21 protein-coding genes and 2 pseudogenes are annotated in these 22,404 nt (G+C 68.7%); 6 read left to right on the top strand and 17 right to left on the bottom strand.

The window, feature by feature from the left end:
* Positions 1–121: 121 nt before the first annotated feature.
* From FHW79_RS29485 to FHW79_RS29445, 9 genes are all read right to left on the bottom strand, one after another.
* Complete coding sequence (locus FHW79_RS29485; protein ID WP_183182227.1) at positions 122–988, bottom strand: exo-alpha-sialidase; 867 nt, start codon at positions 986–988, stop codon at positions 122–124.
* Positions 989–1,165: 177 nt separating this feature from the next.
* Positions 1,166–1,558, bottom strand: coding sequence for a hypothetical protein (locus tag FHW79_RS29480; protein ID WP_183182226.1), 393 nt, complete (start codon positions 1,556–1,558; stop codon positions 1,166–1,168).
* Positions 1,559–1,594: 36 nt separating this feature from the next.
* A complete protein-coding gene (locus FHW79_RS29475; protein WP_183182225.1) occupies positions 1,595–4,711 on the bottom strand; it encodes an efflux RND transporter permease subunit in 3,117 nt (1,038 codons plus the stop codon).
* 13 nt (positions 4,712–4,724) lie between these two features.
* Positions 4,725–6,437 carry an HlyD family efflux transporter periplasmic adaptor subunit gene (locus FHW79_RS29470; protein WP_183182224.1) on the bottom strand — a complete coding sequence of 571 codons (1,713 nt, stop codon included), beginning with the start codon at positions 6,435–6,437 and terminating at the stop codon, positions 4,725–4,727.
* Positions 6,434–7,624: a TolC family protein gene (locus tag FHW79_RS29465; RefSeq protein ID WP_183182223.1), complete on the bottom strand. Its 1,191-nt coding sequence runs from the start codon at positions 7,622–7,624 to the stop codon at positions 6,434–6,436. Before FHW79_RS29465 ends, FHW79_RS29470 begins: the two co-directional genes overlap by 4 nt.
* Positions 7,625–7,640: 16 nt before the next feature.
* Positions 7,641–8,318, bottom strand: coding sequence for an isoprenylcysteine carboxylmethyltransferase family protein (locus tag FHW79_RS29460; RefSeq protein WP_211108544.1), 678 nt, complete (start codon positions 8,316–8,318; stop codon positions 7,641–7,643).
* Positions 8,315–8,587 carry a DUF2933 domain-containing protein gene (locus FHW79_RS29455; RefSeq protein ID WP_183182222.1) on the bottom strand — a complete coding sequence of 91 codons (273 nt, stop codon included), beginning with the start codon at positions 8,585–8,587 and terminating at the stop codon, positions 8,315–8,317. The genes FHW79_RS29460 and FHW79_RS29455 overlap by 4 nt, the downstream gene beginning before the upstream one ends.
* A gap of 10 nt (positions 8,588–8,597) precedes the next feature.
* Positions 8,598–9,065 (bottom strand): Spy/CpxP family protein refolding chaperone, encoded by a 468-nt coding sequence (locus FHW79_RS29450; protein ID WP_211108543.1) that lies wholly within the window; start codon positions 9,063–9,065, stop codon positions 8,598–8,600.
* 137 nt (positions 9,066–9,202) lie between these two features.
* Positions 9,203–9,553, bottom strand: coding sequence for a hypothetical protein (locus FHW79_RS29445; RefSeq protein WP_183182221.1), 351 nt, complete (start codon positions 9,551–9,553; stop codon positions 9,203–9,205).
* A 390-nt stretch (positions 9,554–9,943) separates the two neighbouring features.
* Between FHW79_RS29445 and FHW79_RS29440 the strand changes: the two genes are divergently transcribed.
* From FHW79_RS29440 to FHW79_RS33035, 6 genes and pseudogenes are all read left to right on the top strand, one after another.
* Positions 9,944–10,282, top strand: a complete 339-nt coding sequence (locus FHW79_RS29440; RefSeq protein ID WP_183182220.1) for a hypothetical protein — start codon at positions 9,944–9,946, stop codon at positions 10,280–10,282.
* A gap of 105 nt (positions 10,283–10,387) precedes the next feature.
* Positions 10,388–11,044, top strand: coding sequence for a hypothetical protein (locus FHW79_RS29435; RefSeq protein ID WP_183182219.1), 657 nt, complete (start codon positions 10,388–10,390; stop codon positions 11,042–11,044).
* A 17-nt stretch (positions 11,045–11,061) separates the two neighbouring features.
* Entirely contained in the window at positions 11,062–11,793 is a 732-nt protein-coding gene (locus FHW79_RS29430) for a hypothetical protein (RefSeq protein ID WP_183182218.1), read from the top strand.
* Positions 11,703–12,752 (top strand): cbb3-type cytochrome c oxidase subunit I, encoded by a 1,050-nt coding sequence (locus tag FHW79_RS29425; protein WP_183182217.1) that lies wholly within the window; start codon positions 11,703–11,705, stop codon positions 12,750–12,752. The genes FHW79_RS29430 and FHW79_RS29425 overlap by 91 nt, the downstream gene beginning before the upstream one ends.
* A gap of 16 nt (positions 12,753–12,768) precedes the next feature.
* Positions 12,769–12,957: a hypothetical protein gene (locus FHW79_RS29420; RefSeq protein ID WP_183182216.1), complete on the top strand. Its 189-nt coding sequence runs from the start codon at positions 12,769–12,771 to the stop codon at positions 12,955–12,957.
* A 72-nt stretch (positions 12,958–13,029) separates the two neighbouring features.
* Positions 13,030–13,173, top strand: a pseudogene (locus tag FHW79_RS33035) (IS6 family transposase); the annotation flags it as partial.
* Positions 13,174–13,249: 76 nt separating this feature from the next.
* On the opposite strand, the gene FHW79_RS29410 reads toward FHW79_RS33035, so the two are convergent.
* The 8 genes and pseudogenes from FHW79_RS29410 to FHW79_RS33030 form a co-directional block, all read right to left on the bottom strand.
* Positions 13,250–14,122, bottom strand: a complete 873-nt coding sequence (locus tag FHW79_RS29410; RefSeq protein ID WP_183182215.1) for an IclR family transcriptional regulator C-terminal domain-containing protein — start codon at positions 14,120–14,122, stop codon at positions 13,250–13,252.
* A gap of 85 nt (positions 14,123–14,207) precedes the next feature.
* Positions 14,208–15,128 carry a 4-hydroxy-tetrahydrodipicolinate synthase gene (gene dapA, locus FHW79_RS29405; protein ID WP_183182214.1) on the bottom strand — a complete coding sequence of 307 codons (921 nt, stop codon included), beginning with the start codon at positions 15,126–15,128 and terminating at the stop codon, positions 14,208–14,210.
* A 49-nt stretch (positions 15,129–15,177) separates the two neighbouring features.
* Positions 15,178–16,962 carry an ABC transporter permease subunit gene (locus FHW79_RS29400; RefSeq protein ID WP_211108542.1) on the bottom strand — a complete coding sequence of 595 codons (1,785 nt, stop codon included), beginning with the start codon at positions 16,960–16,962 and terminating at the stop codon, positions 15,178–15,180.
* A 1-nt stretch (position 16,963) separates the two neighbouring features.
* The gene (locus FHW79_RS29395; RefSeq protein ID WP_183182213.1) at positions 16,964–18,094 is read right to left on the bottom strand and encodes an ABC transporter ATP-binding protein; all 1,131 of its coding nucleotides are present in this window, start codon (positions 18,092–18,094) and stop codon (positions 16,964–16,966) included.
* Between the two features lie 117 nt (positions 18,095–18,211).
* Positions 18,212–19,294 carry an ABC transporter substrate-binding protein gene (locus tag FHW79_RS29390; RefSeq protein WP_183182212.1) on the bottom strand — a complete coding sequence of 361 codons (1,083 nt, stop codon included), beginning with the start codon at positions 19,292–19,294 and terminating at the stop codon, positions 18,212–18,214.
* A 58-nt stretch (positions 19,295–19,352) separates the two neighbouring features.
* On the bottom strand, positions 19,353–20,780 hold the full coding sequence (locus tag FHW79_RS29385; protein WP_183182211.1) for an FAD-binding oxidoreductase: 1,428 nt from the start codon (positions 20,778–20,780) through the stop codon (positions 19,353–19,355).
* 267 nt (positions 20,781–21,047) lie between these two features.
* Entirely contained in the window at positions 21,048–21,623 is a 576-nt protein-coding gene (locus tag FHW79_RS29380) for a transposase (RefSeq protein ID WP_183182210.1), read from the bottom strand.
* 240 nt (positions 21,624–21,863) lie between these two features.
* Positions 21,864–22,300: pseudogene (locus tag FHW79_RS33030) on the bottom strand (IS5/IS1182 family transposase); the annotation flags it as partial.
* Positions 22,301–22,404 lie beyond the last annotated feature (104 nt).

The following is a 22,404-nucleotide window of genomic DNA, read 5'->3' as shown; positions in this document are numbered from 1 at the left end:
GAACGGCTATCCCGCCAGCCGTGTCGCCGACCTGCTCCCGTGGAACTGGAAGCCGGCCGTCAACGCCTGATCCGGTGCGATCACGCTCCGCTTACCCTTCATCACCACATCCCCCGGCACATCACGGCCGGAACGGTTTCCAGGTCTTGCCGCCGTCCTGGCTGGTCAGGATGGCGCTCTTGTCGGTCACGGCGTAGAGCTGGTCCGGGTTGGTCGGGTCGACCGCAAGGTGCAGCAGGACGGCGTCACCGAAGCCGTTGCTGACCGGTTGCCACGCGAGGCTCGGCTCGGTCGTCTTGAGCAGGCCGGTGCCGACTTGGTAGGCGTAGGCGGCGCCGTCCTTCGTGGTGGCGACCATGGTCGCCGGGCGCCGCACGATGTGGGCGGCCTGCCACGTCTTGCCTGCGTCGCGGCTCACCATCAGTCCGGCGCGCGTGGCGCCGTACACGGTGTTCGGCTCCTTCGAGGAGGCCGCCAGGTCGAACATGTCGGCGGGCGGCTTGCCGGTCACCTCCCAGGTCTTCCCGGCGTCGCGGCTGATCTGGACGCTGCCGTAGTGCCCGTACAGCACCGTCGGGTCGGCCGGGCTGACGTCCATGGCGTGGAAGTCCACGGGCCCGTTCACACCCGCCGAGACCCGCTTCCAGGTCTTCGCGCCATCGGTCGAGACGAGGACGCCGAGGTTCCCGCCCCTCTCCGGGTGACCGCTGGCGAAGAAGGCGTCGGGCTGCGCCGGATTCGGTGTGAACCCCATGTAGTCCCAACGGTTGTCGGATACCCGCGTGGCCGTGCCGTCGGGGTTGGTCAGCCACACGCCGTGATGCGAGGCGAGATACAGGCGCGACGGGTCTGCGGGGTCGACGGCAATCCCGTGGAGGTGCGAGACCTCGTTCAGCTTGAGGGTCTCGGCCGCCCGGACCGGTCCGGCGATCACGGCACCGACCAGCAGGGCGGCAGCCATCGTGGCGAGTTTCTTCTTGGCGCTCATCGCGCATCTCCTTGCTTGCGGGGCGGCATGGGGCGGGGAGCCTCATGCCGCCCATGCCGATCTCATGCCGACGGCACCTGAAGGCGCCGTCGGCATGACCTCTCGATCAATTCTAAAGCATTGATTTGCCTGGTTTCACGGTTGGAGAATGATGAAAGCGATCATCTTCCAACCGTATCAGTGACCCGCGTGGCCCATCTCGAAGCGGGCCTGCACCGGCTTCTGGCCGGGCATGGTCAGCGCGGTGACCACCTTGACGCTGTCATGCGCGCCGCCGAGGTTCGCCTGCCCCTTGAGGGCGTTGCCGCCCGCGGGCTCGAGCGCGACCTTCTGGGTCTGCTTGTTCGCCAGGACGGTCGCCTCGGCCTTGGCGCCGGTCACATCCACCGGCTTGTCGGCACCATCGGTCACGTACAGGACGACGTCGTTGCCCTTGAGCACGACTTCGACGTGGTAGGGGCCCGCGTCGGCGCGCTGGCCACCGTTCGGACCAATCTTCGGGCCGTCGGCGAAGGCCGTGGCCGGGGCGGTGAACAGGGCGGCGGCGAGGAGGAGGGTCGAGAACTTCACGGTGTGGTTTCCTTCCGGATGGACGGGGTGAGGGGATCAGTAGGCCTCGGCCGGGCGCAGCGAACCGGCCTGGGCGGCGACCAGACGGTTCAGCGGCGTCTCGCCGAGCTTGAGGAAGAGGACTGGGGTCAGGACGGTGTCGAGCAGGGTGGCGCTCACCAGCCCGCCGAAGATGGTGACGGCAACCGGGTGCAGGATCTCCTTGCCTGGCGCGTCGGCGCCGATCAGCAGCGGCACCAGCGCCACGCCCGCCGACAGCGCGGTCATCAGCACCGGCGTCAGGCGCTCCTGGCTGCCCCGGATCACCATGGCCTTGCCGAAGGTCTCGCCCTCGTGCAGGACCAGGTTGATGTAATGGCTGATCTTCAGGATGCCGTTGCGCGTGCTGATGCCGGTCAACGTGATGAAGCCGATCATCGAGGCGACCGACAGCGGCTGCCCGGCGATCCACAGCGCCGCGACGCTGCCGATCAGGGCCAGCGGCACGTTGCCCATGATGATCAGCGCCAGCACCGCCGAGCGGTACCGGCTGTACAGCACCAGGAAAATCATCGCCAGCGACACCAGCGACAGCGCGGCGATGGTCTTGGACGCCTCCTCCTGGGCCTGGAAGGTGCCTTCCAAGCTGGTGAAGTAGCCCGGCGGCAGCGGCGACCGGGCGACCACGTCGCGGATGCCCGCGACGATCCGGGCCATGTCCGTCTGGCCGTCGGAGTTGCCGAGGATGACGATGCGGCGCTTGCCGTTCTCCCTCAGGATCTGGTTAGGGCCGTCCGTCTCCTCGACCGAGGCGAACAGGCTGAGCGGCACCCGGCCCGCCGGGGTCTCGACCAGCAGGTTGGCGAGGCCGCTGGTGGTGCGGTCCTCGTCCGACAGGCGCAGCACGACGTCGAAACGCCGGGTGCCGTCGACGATCTCCGACACCACGCGGCCGTTGGACAGGCTCTCCAGCGCCTCCGTCGCCATGGACGGGGTGACGCCGTAGAGCGCCGCCCGCTCGTAGTCCACGACCACCTGGACCTGCGGGATGCGCACCTGCTTCTCGATCTGGAGGTCGACCAGCCCGGGTACGCCCGCGAGCTTCTGCTGAAGCTGCCCGGCGAGGCTGCGCAAGGTGTCGAGATCCTCGCCGTAGACCTTCAGCGCGATCTGCGCCCGCACCCCGGAGAGCATGTGGTCGAGCCGGTGGGAGATCGGCTGGCCGATGTTCACCGACACCGGCAGGGCGGCCAGCCGGGCGCGCACGTCGGCCAGCACCTCGGCCCGGTTGCGTTCGGACGGCTTCAGGTCGACGTCGATCTCGCTGGAGTGGACGCCCTCGGCGTGCTCGTCGAGTTCGGCGCGCCCGGTGCGGCGCCCGACGGAGGCCACCTCGGGCACCTGCATGATCAGCCTCTCCGCCGCCAGCCCGACCCGGTTGGATTCGGCCAACGAGATGCCGGGGTTCAGCACCATGGAGATGGTCAGTGTGCCCTCGTTGAACGGCGGCAGGAAGGCGCGTGGCAGGCTCGGCACCGTCGCCGCGGCGATCAGGACGGCGGCCCCCACCGTGGCGAACAGCGTCCCCGGGTTGGCGAAGGCCCAGCCCAGGAGCCGGGCGTTCCCGGCCTTCAGCTTGCGGACCAACCAGCTGTCGTGCTCCTCCAGCCGCTTCAGGCGTGGCAACAGGTAGTAAGACAGCACCGGCGTGACGGTGATCGCCGTAATGAGACTGGCCAGGATGGAGACGATGTAGGCCACGCCCAGGGGCGCGAACAGCCGCCCCTCGATGCCCGACAGGGCGAACAGCGGCACGAACACCAGGATGATGATGACCGTGGCGTAGACGATGCCCGAGCGCACCTCCTGCGAGGCCGAGGCGACCACCTCCAGGACGGGCCGCGGGTTGCCCGCCCGCCGGTTCTCGCCGAGGCGCCGGTAGATGTTCTCAACGTCCACCACGGCGTCGTCGACGAGTTCGCCGATGGCGATGGCGAGGCCGCCCAGCGTCATGGTGTTGATCGACATGCCGAACGCCTTGAACACCAGCACGGTGATCAGGATCGAGATCGGGATGGCGGTCAGCGAGATGAACGTCGTCCGCACGTTCAGCAGGAACAGGAAAAGGATCACCGCCACGACGGCGACCGCCTCCAGCAGGACCTTCTCCACGTTGCCGATGGAGGTCTGGATGAAGTTGGCCTGCTTGAACAGGATCTCATCGGCGTGGACGCCCTTCGGCAGGAACTTCGCCAAGTCGCCTAGGGCGGCTTCCACCTCGGCGGTCAATGTCGTGGTGTCGGCGCCGGGTTGCTTCTGGACGGACAGGATCACGGCGGGCTTGCCGTTGACGCCCGCGTCGCCGCGCTTCACGCGGGCGGCGAAATCCACGGCGGCGATCTGGTGGAGCAGGATGGGCTGCCCCGTCTTGTAGGCGACGACGAGGTTGCGCAGGTCCTCCAGCCGGGTCGTCCAGCCGATGTTGCGGATCAGGTACTCCTGGGAATGCTGGTCGATGAAGCCGCCACCGGTGTTCGCCGAGAATTGCTGGAGCGCCTTCACCAACTCGTCCGTGGTGATCTCCAGGTCGTGCAGCCGCGCCGGGTCGGGCGCGACGCGGTACTGCCGGATTTCCCCGCCGATCGGGATGACCTGACTGACGCCGGGAATGGCGAGCAGGCGCGGCCGCACCACCCAGTCGGCGAGTTCACGGACCTCCATCGGGCCGACGCCGTCGCCGGACATGGCGATCAGCATGATCTCGCCCATGATGGAGGAGATCGGCCCCATCTGCGGCCGAACGTTGGGCGGAAGCTGCCCCTGGACGATGGCGAGGCGTTCCGCGACCTGCTGGCGGTTGCGATAGATGTCCGTGCCCCAGTCGAACTCGACGAAGACGATGCTGAGCCCGACGCCGGACACCGAGCGCACGCGGGTGATGCCCGGCATGCCGTTCATCGAGGTCTCCAGCGGGAAGGAGACCAGCTGCTCGACCTCCTCCGGCGCCAGCCCCTCGGCCTCCGTCATCAGGGTGACCGTGGGCTTGTTCAGGTCGGGGAAGACGTCGATCGGCAGGTCTTTGAGGACGAACGAGCCGTAGACGACGAGGATCGCCGCGGCGGCCAGGACGAAGAGCCGGTTGCGCAGGCTGGTGTTGACGAGGACGTTGAACATGGCGGGGCGCTCCTCACCGGACCTGGTTGAGGAGACCGGCGCCGTCGGTGACGATGCGCGCCCCCGGCTCGACGCCCGCCAGGATCAGCACCGTGTTCCCGTCAACCGGCTGCGTGCGCACCGGGCGGGCGACGAAGCGTTGCGGGGTGTCGTGCTGCCAGACGATGGGCTGGCCGCTGGCGTTGCGCACCACGCTCTGCCGCGGCAGGACGATGCCCGACGCGGTGCCCTGCACCTGGGCGACGAGCCGGACCGGCTGGCCGACGCCGAGCCCCGACGGCGGATTGCCGATCCGGAAGAGCAGCGGGATCGCCTGTTGGCGCAGCGCGAGACTGGAGCCGAGGAGTTCCAGGGACAGGCTGGTGCCGTCGGCCGTCATCGCCGTGGCCGCCTTGATGGCGTTCGCCACCCGGGGATCGAAGGCGACCGCCTCGACCATCAGCCGCGACGGGTCGACGATCTCGAACAGCACCTGGTCGCGCCCCTCGACCACCTGTCCGGCCTTGATGTTGTTGGCCGTGACCACCCCGGAGATGGGCGCCCGCAGGGCTTCCTTGGTCGTCAGCGCGGGGGACAGAGCGGCCCGGCGCTTGCGCAGACCGTTGAGGTTGGCTTCCGCTTCTTCGATGTCGCGCTGTGGCACGCTGCCTTCCAGCTTCCGCAAACGCTGAAGGCGGGATTCGGCGATGACGAGTTCCTGCTCGACCGTCGCGATCTGCTGCTGGATGCCGCTGCGGTCCACAAAGGTCACGGCGGGGGCGATGTAGGCGAGGATCTGCCCGGCCTCGACCCGCTGGCCGACGTAGGGCAGCCCCTTGTCCCCCGGCTCGATGCGACCGCTCTGCGTGGCCTGGACGTGGCCGCCGCCGTTTGGGTCGGCGATCACCTGGCCGATCAGCTGCACCGTCTGCGCCGCCTCCTGCGGCTTGGCGACAATGGTGCGGACCGACAGCAGGCGCTGTGACGGCTTGGGCACGTACAGGCTGCCGTCCGGCAGGCGTCGCGGGCTCTCCGAAGCGCCGGTCGCCCCCGTCGGGACGGCCGCCGCCTTGCCCTTGTCCTCGTCGCCGTGGCTGTGGTCCTCGCCGCCGTGGGCGAAGGCGGCGCCGCTCGCCAACAGCAGGCCGATGCCGACCAGCGCGGCGCCCGCGACCGTCCGTGTGCGTCCACGCTGGGTCAGGGCAACGGTGGTCAGGACCCCGAGCAGGAAGACCATGACCGCCCCCAGCATCAGGCCGGAATCGTTCCGGACCTGCCCGAGGACGGCGGAAACACCCTGCGCACCGCCGGTCTGCCCCTCTGCCGCGGACGCCGGAACCTCCAGGGTACCGATCAGCAGGTCGGCCGCGTCGGCTGCGGTGACGGAAACGGTCACTTCATGGGATCCCGGCTTGGAGAGCCAGGACGGGTCGAGGCGGTAAACGCCCTCCTCGCCGGAGACGGGCGAGGCCGTCGCGGCCTCACCATCGGCGCTCACCTCGACGGTGGCGCCGTTCACGGGCTCGTTGGTGGCGAAGCGGTCCAGATGGACGAGCAAGGTCCTTCCCTGGGCGACCGCCACGAGTTCGAAGTCGGACGAGGACGTCTCCAGGGTGGGGGCGGCCGTCGTGACGACCGGCTTGGGCTCCTCGCCGCCATGGGCGTGGCCCTCGTGGGCGGGAGCGGCGACCGGCGCGGCAAGGCTCGCGGCGACGGCGGTCGCGGCAAGAAGGCGTCGGGTGGTCATGGGAGAACTCCGAGGGACTGGTTCATACGGGCGCGGGCGGCGCCGAGCTGGACTTCGGCGGTGGCGCGGGCGAGGTCGGCCTCGAAGGCCGCCTCTTGGGCGCGCACGTGCTCGACGAGGCTGATCTCGCCCACCCTCCGGGCGCGCTCAATGTTCGACAGGCGTGCCCTGAGGGCAGCAGCGCGGTCGCGGGCGATCGACAAGCGCTCGCTCGCCGCCTGGTGGGCGAGGCGGGCTTGCCGGATGTCCGACTCGACCGTGCGGGTCGCGTTGGCCTGCTCGGCCTCGGAGCGGACGACCTCGCTCAGCGCCTCGGCCCGCTTGGGCGCGTTCACGGCCTCGACCGCGAACGGGATGCGGACGGAGACGCCGAACACGGTGTCGTAGCGTTCCTCGCGGCTGTCGCGCTCGCGGCGGGCCATCAGCCCGACCTCCGGGTTGTCGCGCGTCGTCAGGTCCACCAGTTGGCGCTGGGCTTGCGCGGCCCGCACGCCCAGCTGCGCCGCCAGAAGCGACGGGTGCTGCTCAAGCGGCGGCTCGCCGATGTCCGGCTCCGGTGCCGCCTTCGGGGGCGCCATCCCTGTGAGCGTCCGGAACGCCTGACGGGCCTCCTCCAGGGCCAGTTCCTCGTCGCGGAGGTCCGTGGCGACGGAGAGGGCTTCGGCGCGGGCCAGCTGGTGATCGGCCTCCGAGGTCTCCCCGGCCCGGGCGGTCCGCTGGGTGTCGGCCTCCAATTGGCGGGCGACCTTGAGGCGCTGCCGGGCGAGCTCGGCGCGGCGCTCGGCCAGCGCGACCTGCCACTGGGCCGTCCGGACCTCCCCGGCGACCGCCAGCTGGCGCACGGCGATCTCGGCGTCGGTGCGCGCCTGCAGCGCGTCGGCGGCCCGGACGGTCGCCGCTCCCTGGCCGGGCAGCCAGAGCGGGACGCCGAGTTCGGCCTCGTACTCGCGCCGTCCGATGTTCCGGTTCAAGTAGTCGCTCGTGTGCCGCAGCGTGACCGCCGGAGCGGCCGGGACCAGCGCCTCCCCGGCGCCGCGCCGGGCGGTGGCCACGGCCCTCTGGGCCTCCAGGCTCCTGACTTCGGGATTGAGCCTCCAGGCGCCCTCGACCGCGTCCCGAAGCGTCTGCGCTCCGGCCGGGAGCGCCAGCAGGCACACGGCGACGGTCGTTGCCGCCGCTTGCTTCATGAGCGTCCACCCAGAATCACGCACCGAACGACCCTCCCACTCTGGGGTGGTTCGGCCCACGGGAGGAGAGACGCGGAAGCCAACCCGGCGTGACCGCGGCGTAACGCTCGTACTCGGCGCCGAACACCCGGAGGGCTTCCCGCTCCTCGGACTGGGCCAGACGGACGTACATCAGGACCAGCAGCGGGAACATCGCCAGCGTCAGGATGGTCGGCCACTGGAGCAGGAAGCCGAACAGGATGCCGATGAAGGCGATGTACTGCGGGTGCCGGACATGGGCGTACACGCCCGTCGTGGCGAGCCGGTCTTGCTTCTGCGCCGCGTGGAGCACTTTCCAGGCCGCCGAGAGCAGGACAAAGCCCGCGAGGATCAGCACGTTGCTGAGGATGTGCAGCACGTTGAAGTGCGGGTTGCCCTCCAGGCCGAAGACGGTCGACCAGAGGTGCCCGGCGTCGTGCGACAGCAGGTCGAGGCCCGGATGGCGGGTCTGGAGCCAGCCCGAGAGCAGGTAGATGGTCAGCGGGAAGCCGTACATCTCGGTGAACAGGGCCACGATGAAGGCGCTGAACGCCCCGAAGGACCGCCAGTCCCAGGGCGACTGCGGCTTGCCGAAGCTGAAGGCGAAGATGATGAAGATGGCCGAGTTGAGGGCGACCAGCATCCACAGACCATAGGCCGAGGCTTCGTGCATCATGGCGTGCCCCGCTTGTTCGGCCGGTCGGCGTCACCATTCCCGCCGTGGCCGCCATGCCCGTGACCGCCATGCATGAACAGGTGCATCAGCGGGCACAGGAGCAGGACGAGAAGCGGAAGCGCGTCGAGTGCATGGTCGACGTGGAAGAGCGACAGGTACACCGCCGCCAGGGCGGCCGCGCCGAGTCCGGCCAAGCCGGTCCAGGTCCGGTACCAGGGCGTGCGCGCCTGCGGCTCGGGAGCGTGATGGGTGTGTTCGTGGTGCGTCATGGCCGCCTCCTCACATCATGCCCATGGGGCCGGGAAGCAGCCGGTCCGCGAGCGTCCTCTGCTCGTCGGTCAGCACGGCGTAGAGCGGCTTGGCGGCGGACTCCAGGGCCTTCAGGGCGTCGAGCCGGGTGGCGAGCGCCTTCTGCTGGAAAGCGAGCCGGTCGGGCCAGGAGGTGGGCATGCCGCCTTTGGTCATCTGCTCGTGCATGGCTTGATGGGCCTTGGCGTTCGCCCGCAGGCTGTCGGCGAAGGCGTTCCACTGCGGTGCTTGGGCGTCGGCGATCTTGAGTTCGGCCTTCAGGAACGCGATGCGGCCCTCGACGTGCTCGAAGGGCAAGCCCATTCCACCCTGCTGGCCCATCATCATCTGTCGCATCATGGACATCATGCCGGGCCCCATCATCCCGGACCCCATCATCCCGGCTTGGCCGTCCTGCTGGCCCGACATGCCGCCCATCATCGAGCGCATTCTGAACATCGGGTTCGAGCCATCCCGGACGGACTCCACGCGGGAGCGCCGGGGACGCAAAAGCCAAGCGCACGAGGGCCGGGACCGGCGTCCTTCGCCGAGCCGAGGCTCAGGTCGGGCGCGGGCGGACTCGTGGCGTCAGATGGTCAGAGCGGGGGGCGGATAGCCGGGTCGATGCCGATGCCGTCCGGCGTGGCCAGGGCAGGCAGATGCTGGGACGCGTTCAGGCGCGGGGTGAACGCCTCGACCATCGCAGCGGGGAGGCCTCCGTGCATGGTGACGCACTGAGCGACGCTGCAGCAGGCCCCTTCGTCGAGCAGGCCAAGGTCCCCACACGGAGACTCCTCGTGCTCGTGGTCCGGGACGGTCGCGATGGCATCGCCGTGGTCGTCGATCAGAGCGTGCTCGTGAGGAGTCTGGGACGCATGGTGAGGCCCCAGGTTGGCGTGGCTCGGCGCGGCATAGACGAGCAGCGTGGCCAGCATCAGCAGGCTCACCACCACCCTCCTCACCGACGACCGCGTCACACGCCACATGGCGTTTGCCTCATCTTGTGGGAACCGCGCGGCACCGCAGTGCCCACCGCACCCTTATGGAAACCTACGACCGTTTCCAGGCCCCTGCAACAACAGATGGCTTCGGCAACGATCCCGACCAAGCGTCGGAGAAGGAGTGCGTCGGAATGCCACCCGCACCTTCGAACAGACCGGAGATGCCACAAGACGAACCCTGCACCTTCCAGCCGCTGGAAGGTCAAGGGCAAAATCGAACGCGTCTCCTGTCCGGTCATCGGCGCCGGGTTGATGCCGGTCAATTCCCGGACCTGTGATAGGGGCTACGCTTGGCATGGCCTGGGAGGTCCCAGGTCGTTGGTGACGATGGCAGACATGACGCGGTTGGGCCACATCTTCGCCGTTCTGGCGTTCGCCTTCGCGCTCCTGGTGGGCGCGGCGGGCGGAGCCATGGCGCATGTGGAGGCCCATGGCGGGCCGATCGACCACCGTTCCCATCACACGCCATCGCCTTCGGCCCCGTCGCACGGCGACTCCCACAAGGCCGCCCTCGTGGTCATGGCTCCGTGTTGCCCGGCGGCCGAAGCCCCGGCGGACCATGTCGCCGCCGTCGCGGTGACGATGGTGGAGACGTCCTGGCACCCGCGGCCCGACTACGCCCCGAACGCCCGGGACATCGCACCGGACACGCCCCCTCCGAAGACCGTCCTCTGATCGGCCGAGCGCCCTGACGCCGCCTGCGTCGGACGCCCGGCCACGCGCCGCCCGACCGTCGGCGTTCGCGAGCGATTCCGACCACGCGACCAGAGGACTCTCACGATGTCTGAGAGGCATTTCACGACCCGTCGCGGCTTCATCGCCGGACTGGGATTCGGCGCCGTCTCCCTGTACGGCGCCTGGGCGGCATTCGGGGCCGCGCCGCTCCCCTTCGGCGGCAAAACGGCCGCTGCCCCCGAACCCGACGCTCACGGCGGCGGTCATGGCGGCCATGGTGCCGCCGAAGCACCCGCCGAGGCCGGTAGCCACGGTGGTCACGGGGCTTCGGCGGGCATGGCGCCCGAGGAGTTCCGCTTCGAGCACGACTACTTCATCCAGCGGCACACGCAGGAGGACGGCAGCGTGAACCCGCACGTCAGCGAGGCCACGCACAGCCACGCCGCCGAGGGGCACGATCACGGCCATGACGCCGGTGGCGAGCCGGTGGACGTCTACCTGATGGCCCAGAAGTTCGCCTACAGCCCGGACGTGCTGCGGCTGAAGGCCAGGCAGGCGTACCGGTTCCGCATGATGGCGGACGACATCACGCACGGCGCGTCGATCCAGCTGGGTTCCGCCAGCCGCATCATCCGCCTGCGGCCGAACACCGTCGCCGAGCAGGTCATCACCTTCACCAAGCCGGGCGAGTACCTCGTGTACTGCACCGTCTACTGCGGCCAGGCGCACGACGCCATGCAGGGCCGCATCGTCGTCGCGTGACCCGGGGAGGACCCACCATGGATACCATCTCAACGAACGTCGCCCCGGTCGGCTCCAAGCCCGCCCTGGCGGCGCGCATCAAAGCCCTGCCGACGCCCGACAAGGCGCTCCTCAAGCTGCTGTTCGGTGCCGCCCTGCTGGCGCTGGTGCTGGGCTTGATCGGAGGCTTTGTGACCGCACTGGCCCGTGCCGGTGCGCTGACCTTCTTCCCGGACGATGCCTACCGCCTGCTCACCCTGCACGGCGTGTCGGTGTTCTTCTACTGGCTGTACCTGATCCAAGCGGCCCTCCTGCTCGTGCTCGCCGCTGCCGAGAACGGACGCGGGCTGGCGTTGCGCCCGTTCGCCTGGTTGGGTGCTGCGCTGATGCTGGCGGGCTTCGGTGTCAGCGAATGGATCTCCTACACCGGCACGCCGCTGCTCTACGACGGCAGCCCGGAGCTCGCCACGGACGATCCGCGCTCGGTCGGGTTCTTCGCGCTGGGCTACCTGCTGCTCTCCGGCGGCCTGGTCGCCTTGGCCGTGAGCGGCATCGCGACGGTGCTCCAGCCCCGGCTGCGTGGCGAGGCGGACGCATTCACCTCCATCGGCTTCGCGCTGTTCGCCTGGGCGGGGTTCCTGGTGGTCAGCGCCATCGCAGCGACGAACGCCTTCCGGGCGTGCTGTGGTCGCTGGGCGCCGGGCCCTTCCCGGCCGACCACGGCACCGAGTGGCACATCCTGTTCCACAACCTGCACTATCTGCCGCTGATGGCGACGGTGCTGATGTGGTACGTGCTGACCGAGCACCTGACCGGCGTGAAGTCCATCCACGGCGCGCGCATGTCCAAGATTGTCTTCGCGGCGTATCTGGTCTTCGTGCCGCCGACCAGCCTCTACCACATGTTCCTGGAGCCGAACTTGTCCGAAGGCGTGCGGGTCGTCGGCTCGCTGCTGTCGCTGTTCGTCTCGGTCCCGACGCTGGCGGCCTTCGCCATCATCGTCTCCTCGCTGGAGGCCAGCGCCCGGGCGCGTGGCGCAACCGGTTTCTTCGGCTGGATGCGCGGGCTGCCGTGGGACAACCCGGCCATGACGAACATGGGCTGGGCGGTGGTGAACATGATGGTCGGCATCACCTTCGCCTTTGTCCTGATCCAGGGCGAACTGGCGCCGATGCTGTCGGACACCTTCTTCGTGCCCGGCTACTTCCACTTCTTCGCGGTCGGCGTGCTGACCCAGACCTTCCTGGCCGCCATGATGGTGATGCTCCCGGCGTTGAGCGGCGGCAGCCTGTGGCGCCCGGCTGTGCTGAGGCGCATGCCGGTGGTCGTGACCATCGGACTGCTCATCTTCGGCGCCGCGGGCATCACGGCCGGGTTCATGGGCGTGCCGCGCCGGGTGTTCGACGTGAGCTACGGCGGCATGGCTCCGGCCGCCTGGCCGGTGTTGATGGCGCTGGTCGGCATCGGCGCCACCGTCTTCGCGGTCGCCATCTCGGTCACGGTCTACGGCGTCGTCCGCACGCTGCTGTCGCGGCGCGCGCCAGTCGCGACCAAGGTGCCGGTGGTCGACTGGCGGGCTGGGGCACGCGGCGTCGGCGCGGCACCCGCGTGGACCGGCCCCGTGTCGGTCGCGGCGCTGGTCGCGGCCATGTACGTCTTCACCATCATCGCGTTCAAGTTGATCCAGTCCCTGCCGATCGTCGCGCTCGGCGGCGGGCATGGGCACTGAACGCGGGAGACCCGTCATGAAGAACGATGAACTCTGGCTGGCCCTGGCCATCGTCGCGGTGTGGGCAGTGCTGGCAGCCGTATACGCCTTCGTCCCCAGTCTTGGCATGCCCGGCTACGTCCGGGTCTGGGGCGGCGGCGCCGTCGTGTTCCTGATGCTCGCCAGTGTGCTGTTTGCCTTCGGCCGCAGGTCCCGCAAGGACTGAGCCGCTTCGCGACGGGGCCACGGGGGCCGAAGCATCGCTCCCCCCCGTGGCCCCGGTCTCACTTCTTCACATGGGTCCGCCCAGCGCTTCGTCTCCATGCACGCCGCCGCTTGCAACAGCTTCAACCTCCAGCGCCATCTGATCTCCCGCCGCGCCCTGCGCACCTTTCGGGAGCGGGTGATGGCCGATCGGCGGGCCCCGACCTCCACGGCGTGAACCCGTCGGGGGCTCCGGGCTTCCTGCGCGTCGGTCCAGTTCGCATGCCCTCCGACCAGGGGTTCCGGTGACGCCGCTACCGTGGGTAGCCGGCGAATTTGTTGACGGAGATGGAGGTCGCCGCCACCTGCACATGCCGGGCGAGTTCCTGCTCGGCCGACTCCGGTGTCCAGCGGGTGGTGGGGACGGAAATGTTCAGGCCGGCGACCGCGTGCCCATGCTCGTCGGTAATGGCGGCGGCGACCGAGATGTCGCCCATCACCGTCTCGTTGGTCACCACGGCGTAGCCTTTTTCCGCCGCCTCCTGGACACGGGCGCGCAGACGGCCGGGGTCGTTCACGGTGAAGGGGGTGAGCGGGCGGAGGTCGGTGCGAGCCAGGATTTCCTCCTGCTCCGCCGCCGACAGTCGCGACAGGATGGCGGTGCCCGACGCGGTGAAGTAGGCGGGCAGCCGGCTGCCGACCATGATGTCGATGTTCACCAGATGGCGGCCGGGGAAGCGGGCGACGAAGACGATCTCGTGGCCGTCCAACTCCTGCAGATTGGCGGTCTCGCCGACGCTGCGGCTGATGTCCAGCAGGTAGGGCGACGCCTTCTCGATCAGATCGTTCGCCCGCAGGTAGTTGTAGGAGAACTGAAGCAGCTTGGGGCTGAGCGCGTAATTACGCGTGCCGTGGACGCGCCGCAGATAGCCCAGCGTCTCCAGCGTGTAGACCAGCCGCTGGGCGGCGCTGCGGTCCAGCCCCGCCGCCTTGGCGATCTCGGACAAAGGCATCTGCCGATGCGGGCCGTCGAAGGCGTGCAGGATCTGGAACGTCTTTTCGGTCGAACCGACAAACAGCGACGACTCGCGCGGGTCGGCTTTCGGTTTCACGGCCGGTGCGGTGTCGGTCTGTTGGGCGTCGCCGTCCGCCATGCCGCCCGTTCTGGTGGTCTTTCCGGCCTTCATCGGTGCTCGTCCTCGCGTCGTCGGCATGGTTCGCCTACGCATAGCATCCGGCGCGCCGGATGCCACGCGCAAGCGTTGCCACCGGTCAGGCCACCGCGGCCGCCGGCAACCCTTCATAGGTGGTCAGAAGGCGCGCCAGTTCGCTTTTCAGCGCCTCGCGCAGCTCCGCCCGCGGCTCGCGCAGCGGCGCCAGCATCGCCGGGGCGTTCACGCCGATGAGGTCCATCACCGACTTCATCGGGCCGGGGTTGGTCTCGGCGAAGGCGAGATTCATCATCGGGATGAGGGTGCGGTGGACCTCCAGCGCCTCGGCGGTCTTGCCGGACGAGGCGAGGTCGAAGACCATGCGCCAGGCGCGCGGCAGGAGGTTCGCCGTCACCACGATGCCGCCCTTGGCGCCCGCGGCCACATGCAGCGGGAACAGCGTGTCCTCGCCGCTCAGCATGGCGAAGGACGGGTCCAGCCCGGCCATCGTGCGCAGGAAATGGTACATGTCGGTGTTGCAGGCCTTCATGCCGACGATCCGCTCGTGGCGCGACAGCTCGTGCAGCACCTCCGGATCGACGGCGATGCGGGTGCGGTAGGGGATCTCGTAGATCAGGATCGGCACCGGCGACTCGTCGGCGTAGCGCAGGAAGTAGTCGCGGATGCCGGCCTGGGTCGGGTTGGTGTAGTAGGGCGTCAGGACCAGCAGGCCGTCCACGCCGGCCGCCGCGAAGTCGCGGCCCGCGGCCAGGGCGTCGTGGTAACCGGTGTCGAGCACGCCGGCGATGACCGGCTTCCTGCCGGCCATCGCCTCGACCGTCAGCGCGGCGAAGCGGTTGCGCTCGGCGCGCGCCAGCGCGCCGTACTCGCCGGTGCCGCCCAGCGGAACCACCCCGTCGATCCCCTGGCGGTTCAGCCAGGAGAACAGCGCCTTCGACGCCGCGACGTCGATGGTGCCGTCGGCGGTCACCGGCGTCGGGGTGGCGGGCAGAATGCCGCGGAGTTTGGTGGCATCGAGCATGATGTATCCTTGGAAGTGCGAAGAGGTGGAGCGTCGGTTCCGGTGCGGATCAGGAGGCCAGGCTGCGCCGGCGCAGCCGATCCGCGGCGTAGATCAGCACCGCGACGAAGACGAGAAGACCAGTCGACACCGCCGCAATGACGGGGGAGACCTGCAGCGTCACCTCGTCCCAGAACTGCTTGGGCAGGGTGGCGCTGAGACCGCCCGACGAGAACAGCGAGATGGTCAGCTCGTCGAAGGAGGTGGCGAAGGCGAACAGGAAGGACGACAGCATGCCGGCGCCCAGGATCGGGAAGGTGACGTGGCGCAGCGCGGCCAGCGGACGGGCGCCCAGGCTCTGCGCCGCGAGGTCGAGCCGGGTGTCGTAGTTGCGCAGCACCGCCGTCATCGTCATCACCACATAGGGGACGGCGACGACCGTGTGGCCGATCACCAGGCCCAGGATGGTGCCGACCAGCCCCATCTGGGCGAACAGGTAGAACATGCCGACGGCGATGATCATGCGCGGCACGATCACCGGCGACAGGATGAAGGCCAGCATGGCGCCCTTGCCCCGCATCCGGGTGCGCACCATCAGGAAGGCCGCCGGCACGCCGATCGCCATCGACAGCAGGCCGGTGCCGAAGGCCACCACCAGCGAGCGGGTCAGAGCCTGCATCCACAGCGGCGACTGGAAGAGCTGCTCGTACCATTGCAGGGAGAAGCCGGTGGGCGGCCAGGCCAGACCGGCCTCGCCGAAGGACAGCGGGACCATCAGGAAGGCCGGCAGGCTGATCAGCACCAGCATCGTCCACACCAGCGTCCGCAGGCCGGCGGACGGCATCTCGCCGGTGCCGCGCGGGCGGCGGCGCGGGAACAGGCCGATGAGCGCGTCGCTCGCCGCACCCAGCAGCCCGAGCACCCGGCCGCCCAGCCGCCGCATGGCGGTGTCGCGGTTGTGCGCGGCCCCGGCGGTCTCGCCGGTCAGCGTCGCGAAGCCGAAGACGCGGTCGTAGAGGACGAACACCGCCAGCACCACCGTCAGCAGCAGCACCGAGATGGCGCCCGCCAAGCCCCAGTTCAGCGTTTGCTGGATCTGGTCGATGATGAGCTGGGTGATCATCGTCTCGCGCCGCCCGCCGAGCAGGGCCGGCACGATGAAGAAGCCGATGGCCGTCACGAAGACCATGATCGCCGCGGCGGCGACGCCGGGCAGCGACAGCGGGAAATAAACGGTCCAGAAAGCGGTGCCGGGACGCGCGCCGAGCGTGCTGGCGGCACGGGGCAGCGTGCGGTCGATGTTCTCCATCACCGCCAGCATGGTCATCACCGCCAGCGGTAGCATGGCATGCACCATGCCGACCAGCACCGAGCCGAAGCCATAGAGCAGGTCGATGGGCCGGTCGATGATGCCCAGCGACATCAGCGTGCCGTTGATGACGCCGTTGCGGCCGAGGATGATCACCCAGGCAAAGGCGCGCACCAGGAAGCTGGTCCAGAAGGCCAGCAGCACCCAGAAGATCAGGCGGCTCTTCGCCGGCCCCTTGGTGACCGAGATCAGGTAGGCGATGGGGTAGGCCCCGGCCACCGCGACCAGCGTCGTCGCCAGCGAGATCTTCAGCGTGATCCACAGCACGGTGACGTAAAGGCTGGACGAGAAAAGCTGCTGGTAGGGCGCCAGCGAGAAGCCCTGGCCGTTGTAGACGCTGAGCGCCAGGAGTTGCCCGACCGGGAAGACCAGGAAGACGGTGAGGAGCAGGACGATGGGGGCGCCCATCAGCACCGGCTTGCGCCAGGCCGGCGGGGCGCCGCGCCGTGGGGCGGCGTGGGGCATGGTCATGATCTGGTCGCTCATGTCAGGCCGCCTTGGCCGTGGTTGCGGGCATCGCCGCCGGGCCGCTGTCCGCGATCACCACGGCGTCGCGGCTGTCCCAGGACAGCGCCATGACGTCATCGATGCGGATGGCCTCGGCCTCGTTGCGGGTGGCGAAAGCGGCGACCAGCGGCGGCAGGGCGGCGTCGAGCGGCTGCATGTAGATCTTGGTCAGGCTGCCGGTGACCATCACGTCGGACACCCGGCCCATCACGGCCGTTTCATCGCCGGAAGGACGGGCGATGTTCAGGTTCTGCGGCCGCACCATCACCCGCACCGGGGAGCCCGGCGGCAGGTCCTGGCCGTTGGCGAGCGCGCGGCCCGGAATGCCGGCGCTGCCCAGCCGGATCTCCGCCTCGTCACCCAGCCGCGGCCCCAGCGAGGCCGGCAGCAGGTTGGACTCGCCGAGGAAGTCGGCGACGAACAGGGTGCGTGGACGGAAATAGAGGTCGGCCGGCGTGCCGAGCTGCTCGATGCGGCCGGAATTCATCAGGCAGATGCGATCGGACATCGTCATCGCCTCTTCCTGGTCGTGGGTGACGTAGACGACCGTCGTTCCCAGCTCGCGGTGCAGATGCTTGATCTCAAGCTGCATGTGCTCGCGCAGCTTCTTGTCCAGGGCGCCCAGCGGCTCGTCCATCAGGATGATCGACGGCTTGTAGACCATGCAGCGGGCCAGGGCGACGCGCTGCTGCTGGCCGCCCGACAGCTCGCGCGGATAACGCCCGGCGATGTGCGGCAGATGGACCATCTCCAGCGCTTCCTGGGCGCGCTTCTTCGCCTCGGCCTCCGGGATCTTCCGCATCTTCAGCGGGAAGGCGATGTTCTCGGCGATGGTCATGTGCGGGAACAGGGCGTAGTTCTGGAAGACCACGCCGATGTCGCGCTCGTAGGGCGGAGCGTAGGTCACGTCCTGCGCGCCGATGCGCACGACTCCTTCATCGGGCGGAACCAGCCCGGCGAGCAGACTGAGCAACGTCGTCTTGCCCGACCCCGACGGGCCGAGCAGGGTCAGGAATTCACCGTCGGCGACCACGAGATCCGTGGGGGCGAGCGCCACGAAATCGCCATAGCGCTTGGCGAGGCCCTGGACGGTTAGGCTGGACGACGACATGGCAGGTCTCCTCGCGTCGAAAGGGGAATTGGGAAAATGCGGGAGTCCCGCGACCGGCTCCGCCATGCGGGCGGGTCCGGTCACAGGTCCTCAGTCGGGACGGAGCGTCCCGTCGCCTCAGCTCAGCAGCCAGGCGTTGTAGCGCTCGAGCACCTTCTGCTGGTTGTCCAGCCAGAACTGCGCGTTGATCTTGACGCCCTTCTCGATGTTCGCCGGGAAGGTCGGGCAGTTGGGGGCGATCGCCGGATCGATGTGCTTGAAGGCGTCGGGCAGGGTGACGCCGGCCGGGAAGTACTTCACCAACTCCGCCTGCCGCTTCGGATCGCAGGTGAACTTGATGAACTGGCGGCAGGCGTCGGCGTTCGGGGTGCCGGCCAGGATGGCCCAGTTGTCGAGGCCCCAGATGTTCTGGTCCCAGACGATGCCGACCGGAGCGCCGGCGGCGATCGCCGCCTGCGGGCGCGACACCCAGGTCGGAACGAGATCGACCTCGCCGGAGATCAGCATCTGCTCGACCTGCGCGCCGCTGGTCCAGAAGATGGGGATGTCCTTCTTGATGCGGTCCAGCGTCTTGAAGGCGCGGTCGAAGTCGCAGGGATAGACCTCGCCGGTGGGCACGCCGTCGGCCATCAGGGCCTGCTCGATGGTGTCGAAGGGATGCTTGCGCAGGGCGCGACGGCCGGGAACGCCGGCGACGTCGTAGAAGTCCTTCCAGGAGGCCGGCGCCTTGCGGCCCTTGAAGGCGTCGGTGCGGTAGGCCAGCACGGTGGTGTAGACGTTGGTGCCGACGCCGTATTCCGACATGTACTGCTTGGGAATGGCGGCGACCGCCGGATCGTTCTCCAGCCCGTGCTTCTCCAGCATCGGCTTGTCGCCGCTGGTCAGCATGAGAATGGCCGGCTCGCTGATCTTGGCCATGTCCCAGGTGTAGGACTTCGCCTCGACCATCGAGCGGATCTGCGCCGTCGGCTCGGCGTTGGCCTGGACGCCGACGACCTCGATGCCGGTGACCGCGGTGAAGGGCTTGTAGAAGACCTCGCCATAGGCCTTGGTGTAGATGCCGCCGTCGTCGCGCACGACGATGCGCTTGTTCTGCGCGCGGGCCGGGCTCCAGATCGCCGGCATGGCGAGCGCCGCGGTGCCGGCGGCGCCGGCTTTCAGCAGGGTGCGGCGGGACCAGCCGGTTTGACGTGTGCTCATGTCGGAACTCCTCAGGATGGGCCGGGACGGCGGATGGGCGGGGAAAGGAAGGCGAGAATCAGCCGGGCGGCAGCAGCCGTCCGGGATTGAGAATGTTCTGCGGGTCGAGCGCTTGCTTGACGGTGCGCATCAGCGCCAGCTCGGCCGGCGGCTTGTAGCGGGCCATCTCGGCGAGTTGGACGCGGCCGACCCCGTGCTCGGCGCTGAAGGTGCCCTTGAGCCGAGCGGCCTCGTCGTTGACGGCGTGGCGGAGCGCGGCGGCGAGCGCGTCGCGGTCGCCCGATGCGGCGGCCTCCCAGGCGTCGAAGGTGAAGAAGGGGATGAAGTGGACGTTGCCGTCGCCGAGATGGGCGACGACGATCACTGGCAGGTCGGGCACCAGCGCGCGCACCGCCGCGGTTGCCCCGGCGATGAAGGCGGGCGCCGCCGACAGCGGCACTGCGCAATCGGTGGTCAGGCCGACGCCGGCCTTCTTGTTGGCCTCCGACACGCTGTGTCGGACCTCCCACATGGCGTGGCGCTGCGCCTCGCTGGACGCCAGCGCCGCGTCGCTCAGCAGCCCGTCGGCGAAGGCGTCCTCCAGGATCGCTTGCAGTTCGGCGTCGAGCGCCTCGCCGGACCCGTTGTCCGACAGCTCGATCAGCACATGCCAGTCGGCCTCGCTCTCGATCGGGCTGCGGCGGCCGGGGACATGGCCGACCACCAGATTGAGCTGCAGACAGTTGATCATCTCGAAGGCGGACAGCCGGGCCGCGCTGCGCTCCTGAACGCGGGTCAGCAGGGTCAGCGCATCCTCCGGCGACGCCATCCCGACCCAGGCCACCGCGTGACGCGTCGGCAGCGGGTGCAACTTCAGCGTCGCCGCGGTGATGATGCCGAGCGTGCCTTCCGAGCCGATGAACAGATGCTTCAGGTCGTAGCCGGTGTTGTTCTTGCGCAGGCCGTACAGGCCCGACCAGATGGTGCCGTCGGCCAGCACGACCTCCAGTCCCAGCACGTTCTCGCGGGTGTTGCCGTAACGCAGGACCGAGGTGCCACCGGCGTTGGTGGCAATGGTGCCGCCGATCTGGCAGGAGCCCTCGGCGCCCAGGCTGACCGGGTAGAGCCGCCCGGCCGCCGCCGCGGCCTCCTGCACGGTGGCGAGGACGCAGCCGGCCTCGACCTCCATGGTGTTGTTCACCGGGTCGATGGCGCGGACCGCGCGCATCCGGGTCAGGCTGAGAATGACCGGGGCGGGTCCCGTCTCCGACGGAACGGCGCCACCGCACAGGCTGGTGTTGCCGCCTTGCGGCAGGACCGGCACGCCATGCTTGGCGCAGCAGCGTACCACGTCGGCCACCTGTCCGGCGTTGGCGGGACGCGCGAGGCAAAGCGCCGGTCCGCGATAACGCCCGCGCCAGTCTTCGGTGACGGCATCCAGATCGGAGGGGGCGGTCAGGACGGCGTCGGCGCCGATCAGGCTCGTCAGTTCAGCGATCACGTCCACCCGCGATCTCCTTGATCTATCCAATTTTTCAATCGCTATGCGATTGCATCAACCGAAATATGATAACTTGAGTTTTGTACTCCAACAAACCTCTTTTTGCGGAACGTGTGAATTTTCGGTGCGCGGAAGCGTCGGTCCGCGCACTGCCTGGGGATGGGGTTGATGCATGGTCGGTCCTTCCGCCGTTTTAAAAAGGCGAAGAACGGCTACCCGGTGCTCAGGCGCACGGAGGCGTGAGGGAGGAGCGCTGGCTTGGTTCCTTGATCGTCAGGCGGCGCGGACGGACTCCAGGCATCCAAGGGCGAGCATGCGGCTGAGGACGTGGACAGCAATCTGGGTTTCGACCCGCTGCGCCGGGCGGGAGTGGGCCTGCAAGGCGTCGCCGATGATCCGCTTGCAGCGACTCATCGCGCCCTCTGCCCCGGCCCTGACATTGTAACCCGAGCTTGTCTGCCAGCTCACGCGCCCGCGCTCGGCGATGACCGCGGCAACCGGCTCCGCGACTTGGTCGAGCGAGGGCCGGAGTTCGGCGGCATCATCGACCTTCTTTCCGGTCAAGGCAGCGGCAATGATCGTGCCGCTCCCGACGTCGACGCCCAGGCGCAGCTTCCGCCAAGCCCGCCCGCTCAGCGTGGAGTGATCCAGCACCGGCAGGTCCAACCCCATCAACGCGAACAACGAGCTGACCAGCCCTTCGGTCTGCCGCAGCGGTTGGCGAAACACCGCCCTCAGGATCAACGCCGTCTCGATCGCAAGGTCCGAGTAGCGCGCCTGGCCACCCGGCATGGTGGTTGTGGACGAAGTGTGGCACGCCATCGTGACCGAAGCCGGTGTGAACGACATGTTCGCGCTCAAGGCCGCTCGCGACACAATCAACACAGGCGAGGACGGCACCGACGAACCTCGTGCTGGTACTCACCGGCTCCCGCCGCGACAAGTTAAGCCGTTTGAACACCTCGATAATCCGCATTTCAGCCTCGGTTGATGGTGAGACTGAGGGCGTCCGGGCGTGAGAGCTTTGCCTTTTGAGGGCTGAAGCGCGATTTCTGGCTAAAAATGCGGGAATATGCAGCGGTTTTGGCACTATACGGGCGCAGTTCGCCCCTCGAGCCAGATCAGGCGTCGGAAATTGTGGGCGAGATTGGCGATGCCGATCTTCACCGTCGCGCGCCCAAGACCGATGGTGCGGATGAACAGCCCCATGCGCTCCTTCTGTTCGGCGAACACATGCTCGACGGCGGATCGTACCGCCGAACGGGCGCGGTTGGCGCGTTGGTGCGGCCCCGGCATCGGCCTTCCCTTCGGCTTGCGGACATGCACCATGCTGCGGCAGCGCGCCGCCGCGATGGTCGCTTCGTTGGCCGTCGAGCGGTAGGCGCTGTCCGCCCATGCGCGCCGTCGTGCCGTGCGGCGTCGGTGACGATGAAGCGCCGGATCAGACGGAACCGGCGGTCACTGGTGATGTGCAACTTGTCGCCGAAGGACGGGATCAGAACGCTAACCGCGCCACCGTCTTTCGAGGCGTCCAGTCGCTATAAGATCGCGCCTGCAGCAAGAGTTTGCAACGAAGCCTGCTGCACAGTGGACAACGCAGACATACTCAAGTATTTCACACACCCGTGAA

This window comes from Azospirillum sp. OGB3 (assembly GCF_014192915.1).
In the GTDB taxonomy this organism is placed as follows: domain Bacteria; phylum Pseudomonadota; class Alphaproteobacteria; order Azospirillales; family Azospirillaceae; genus Azospirillum.
Note: the sequence above shows the minus strand (reverse complement) of the source record. Positions and strands in the feature narration are given on the sequence as shown.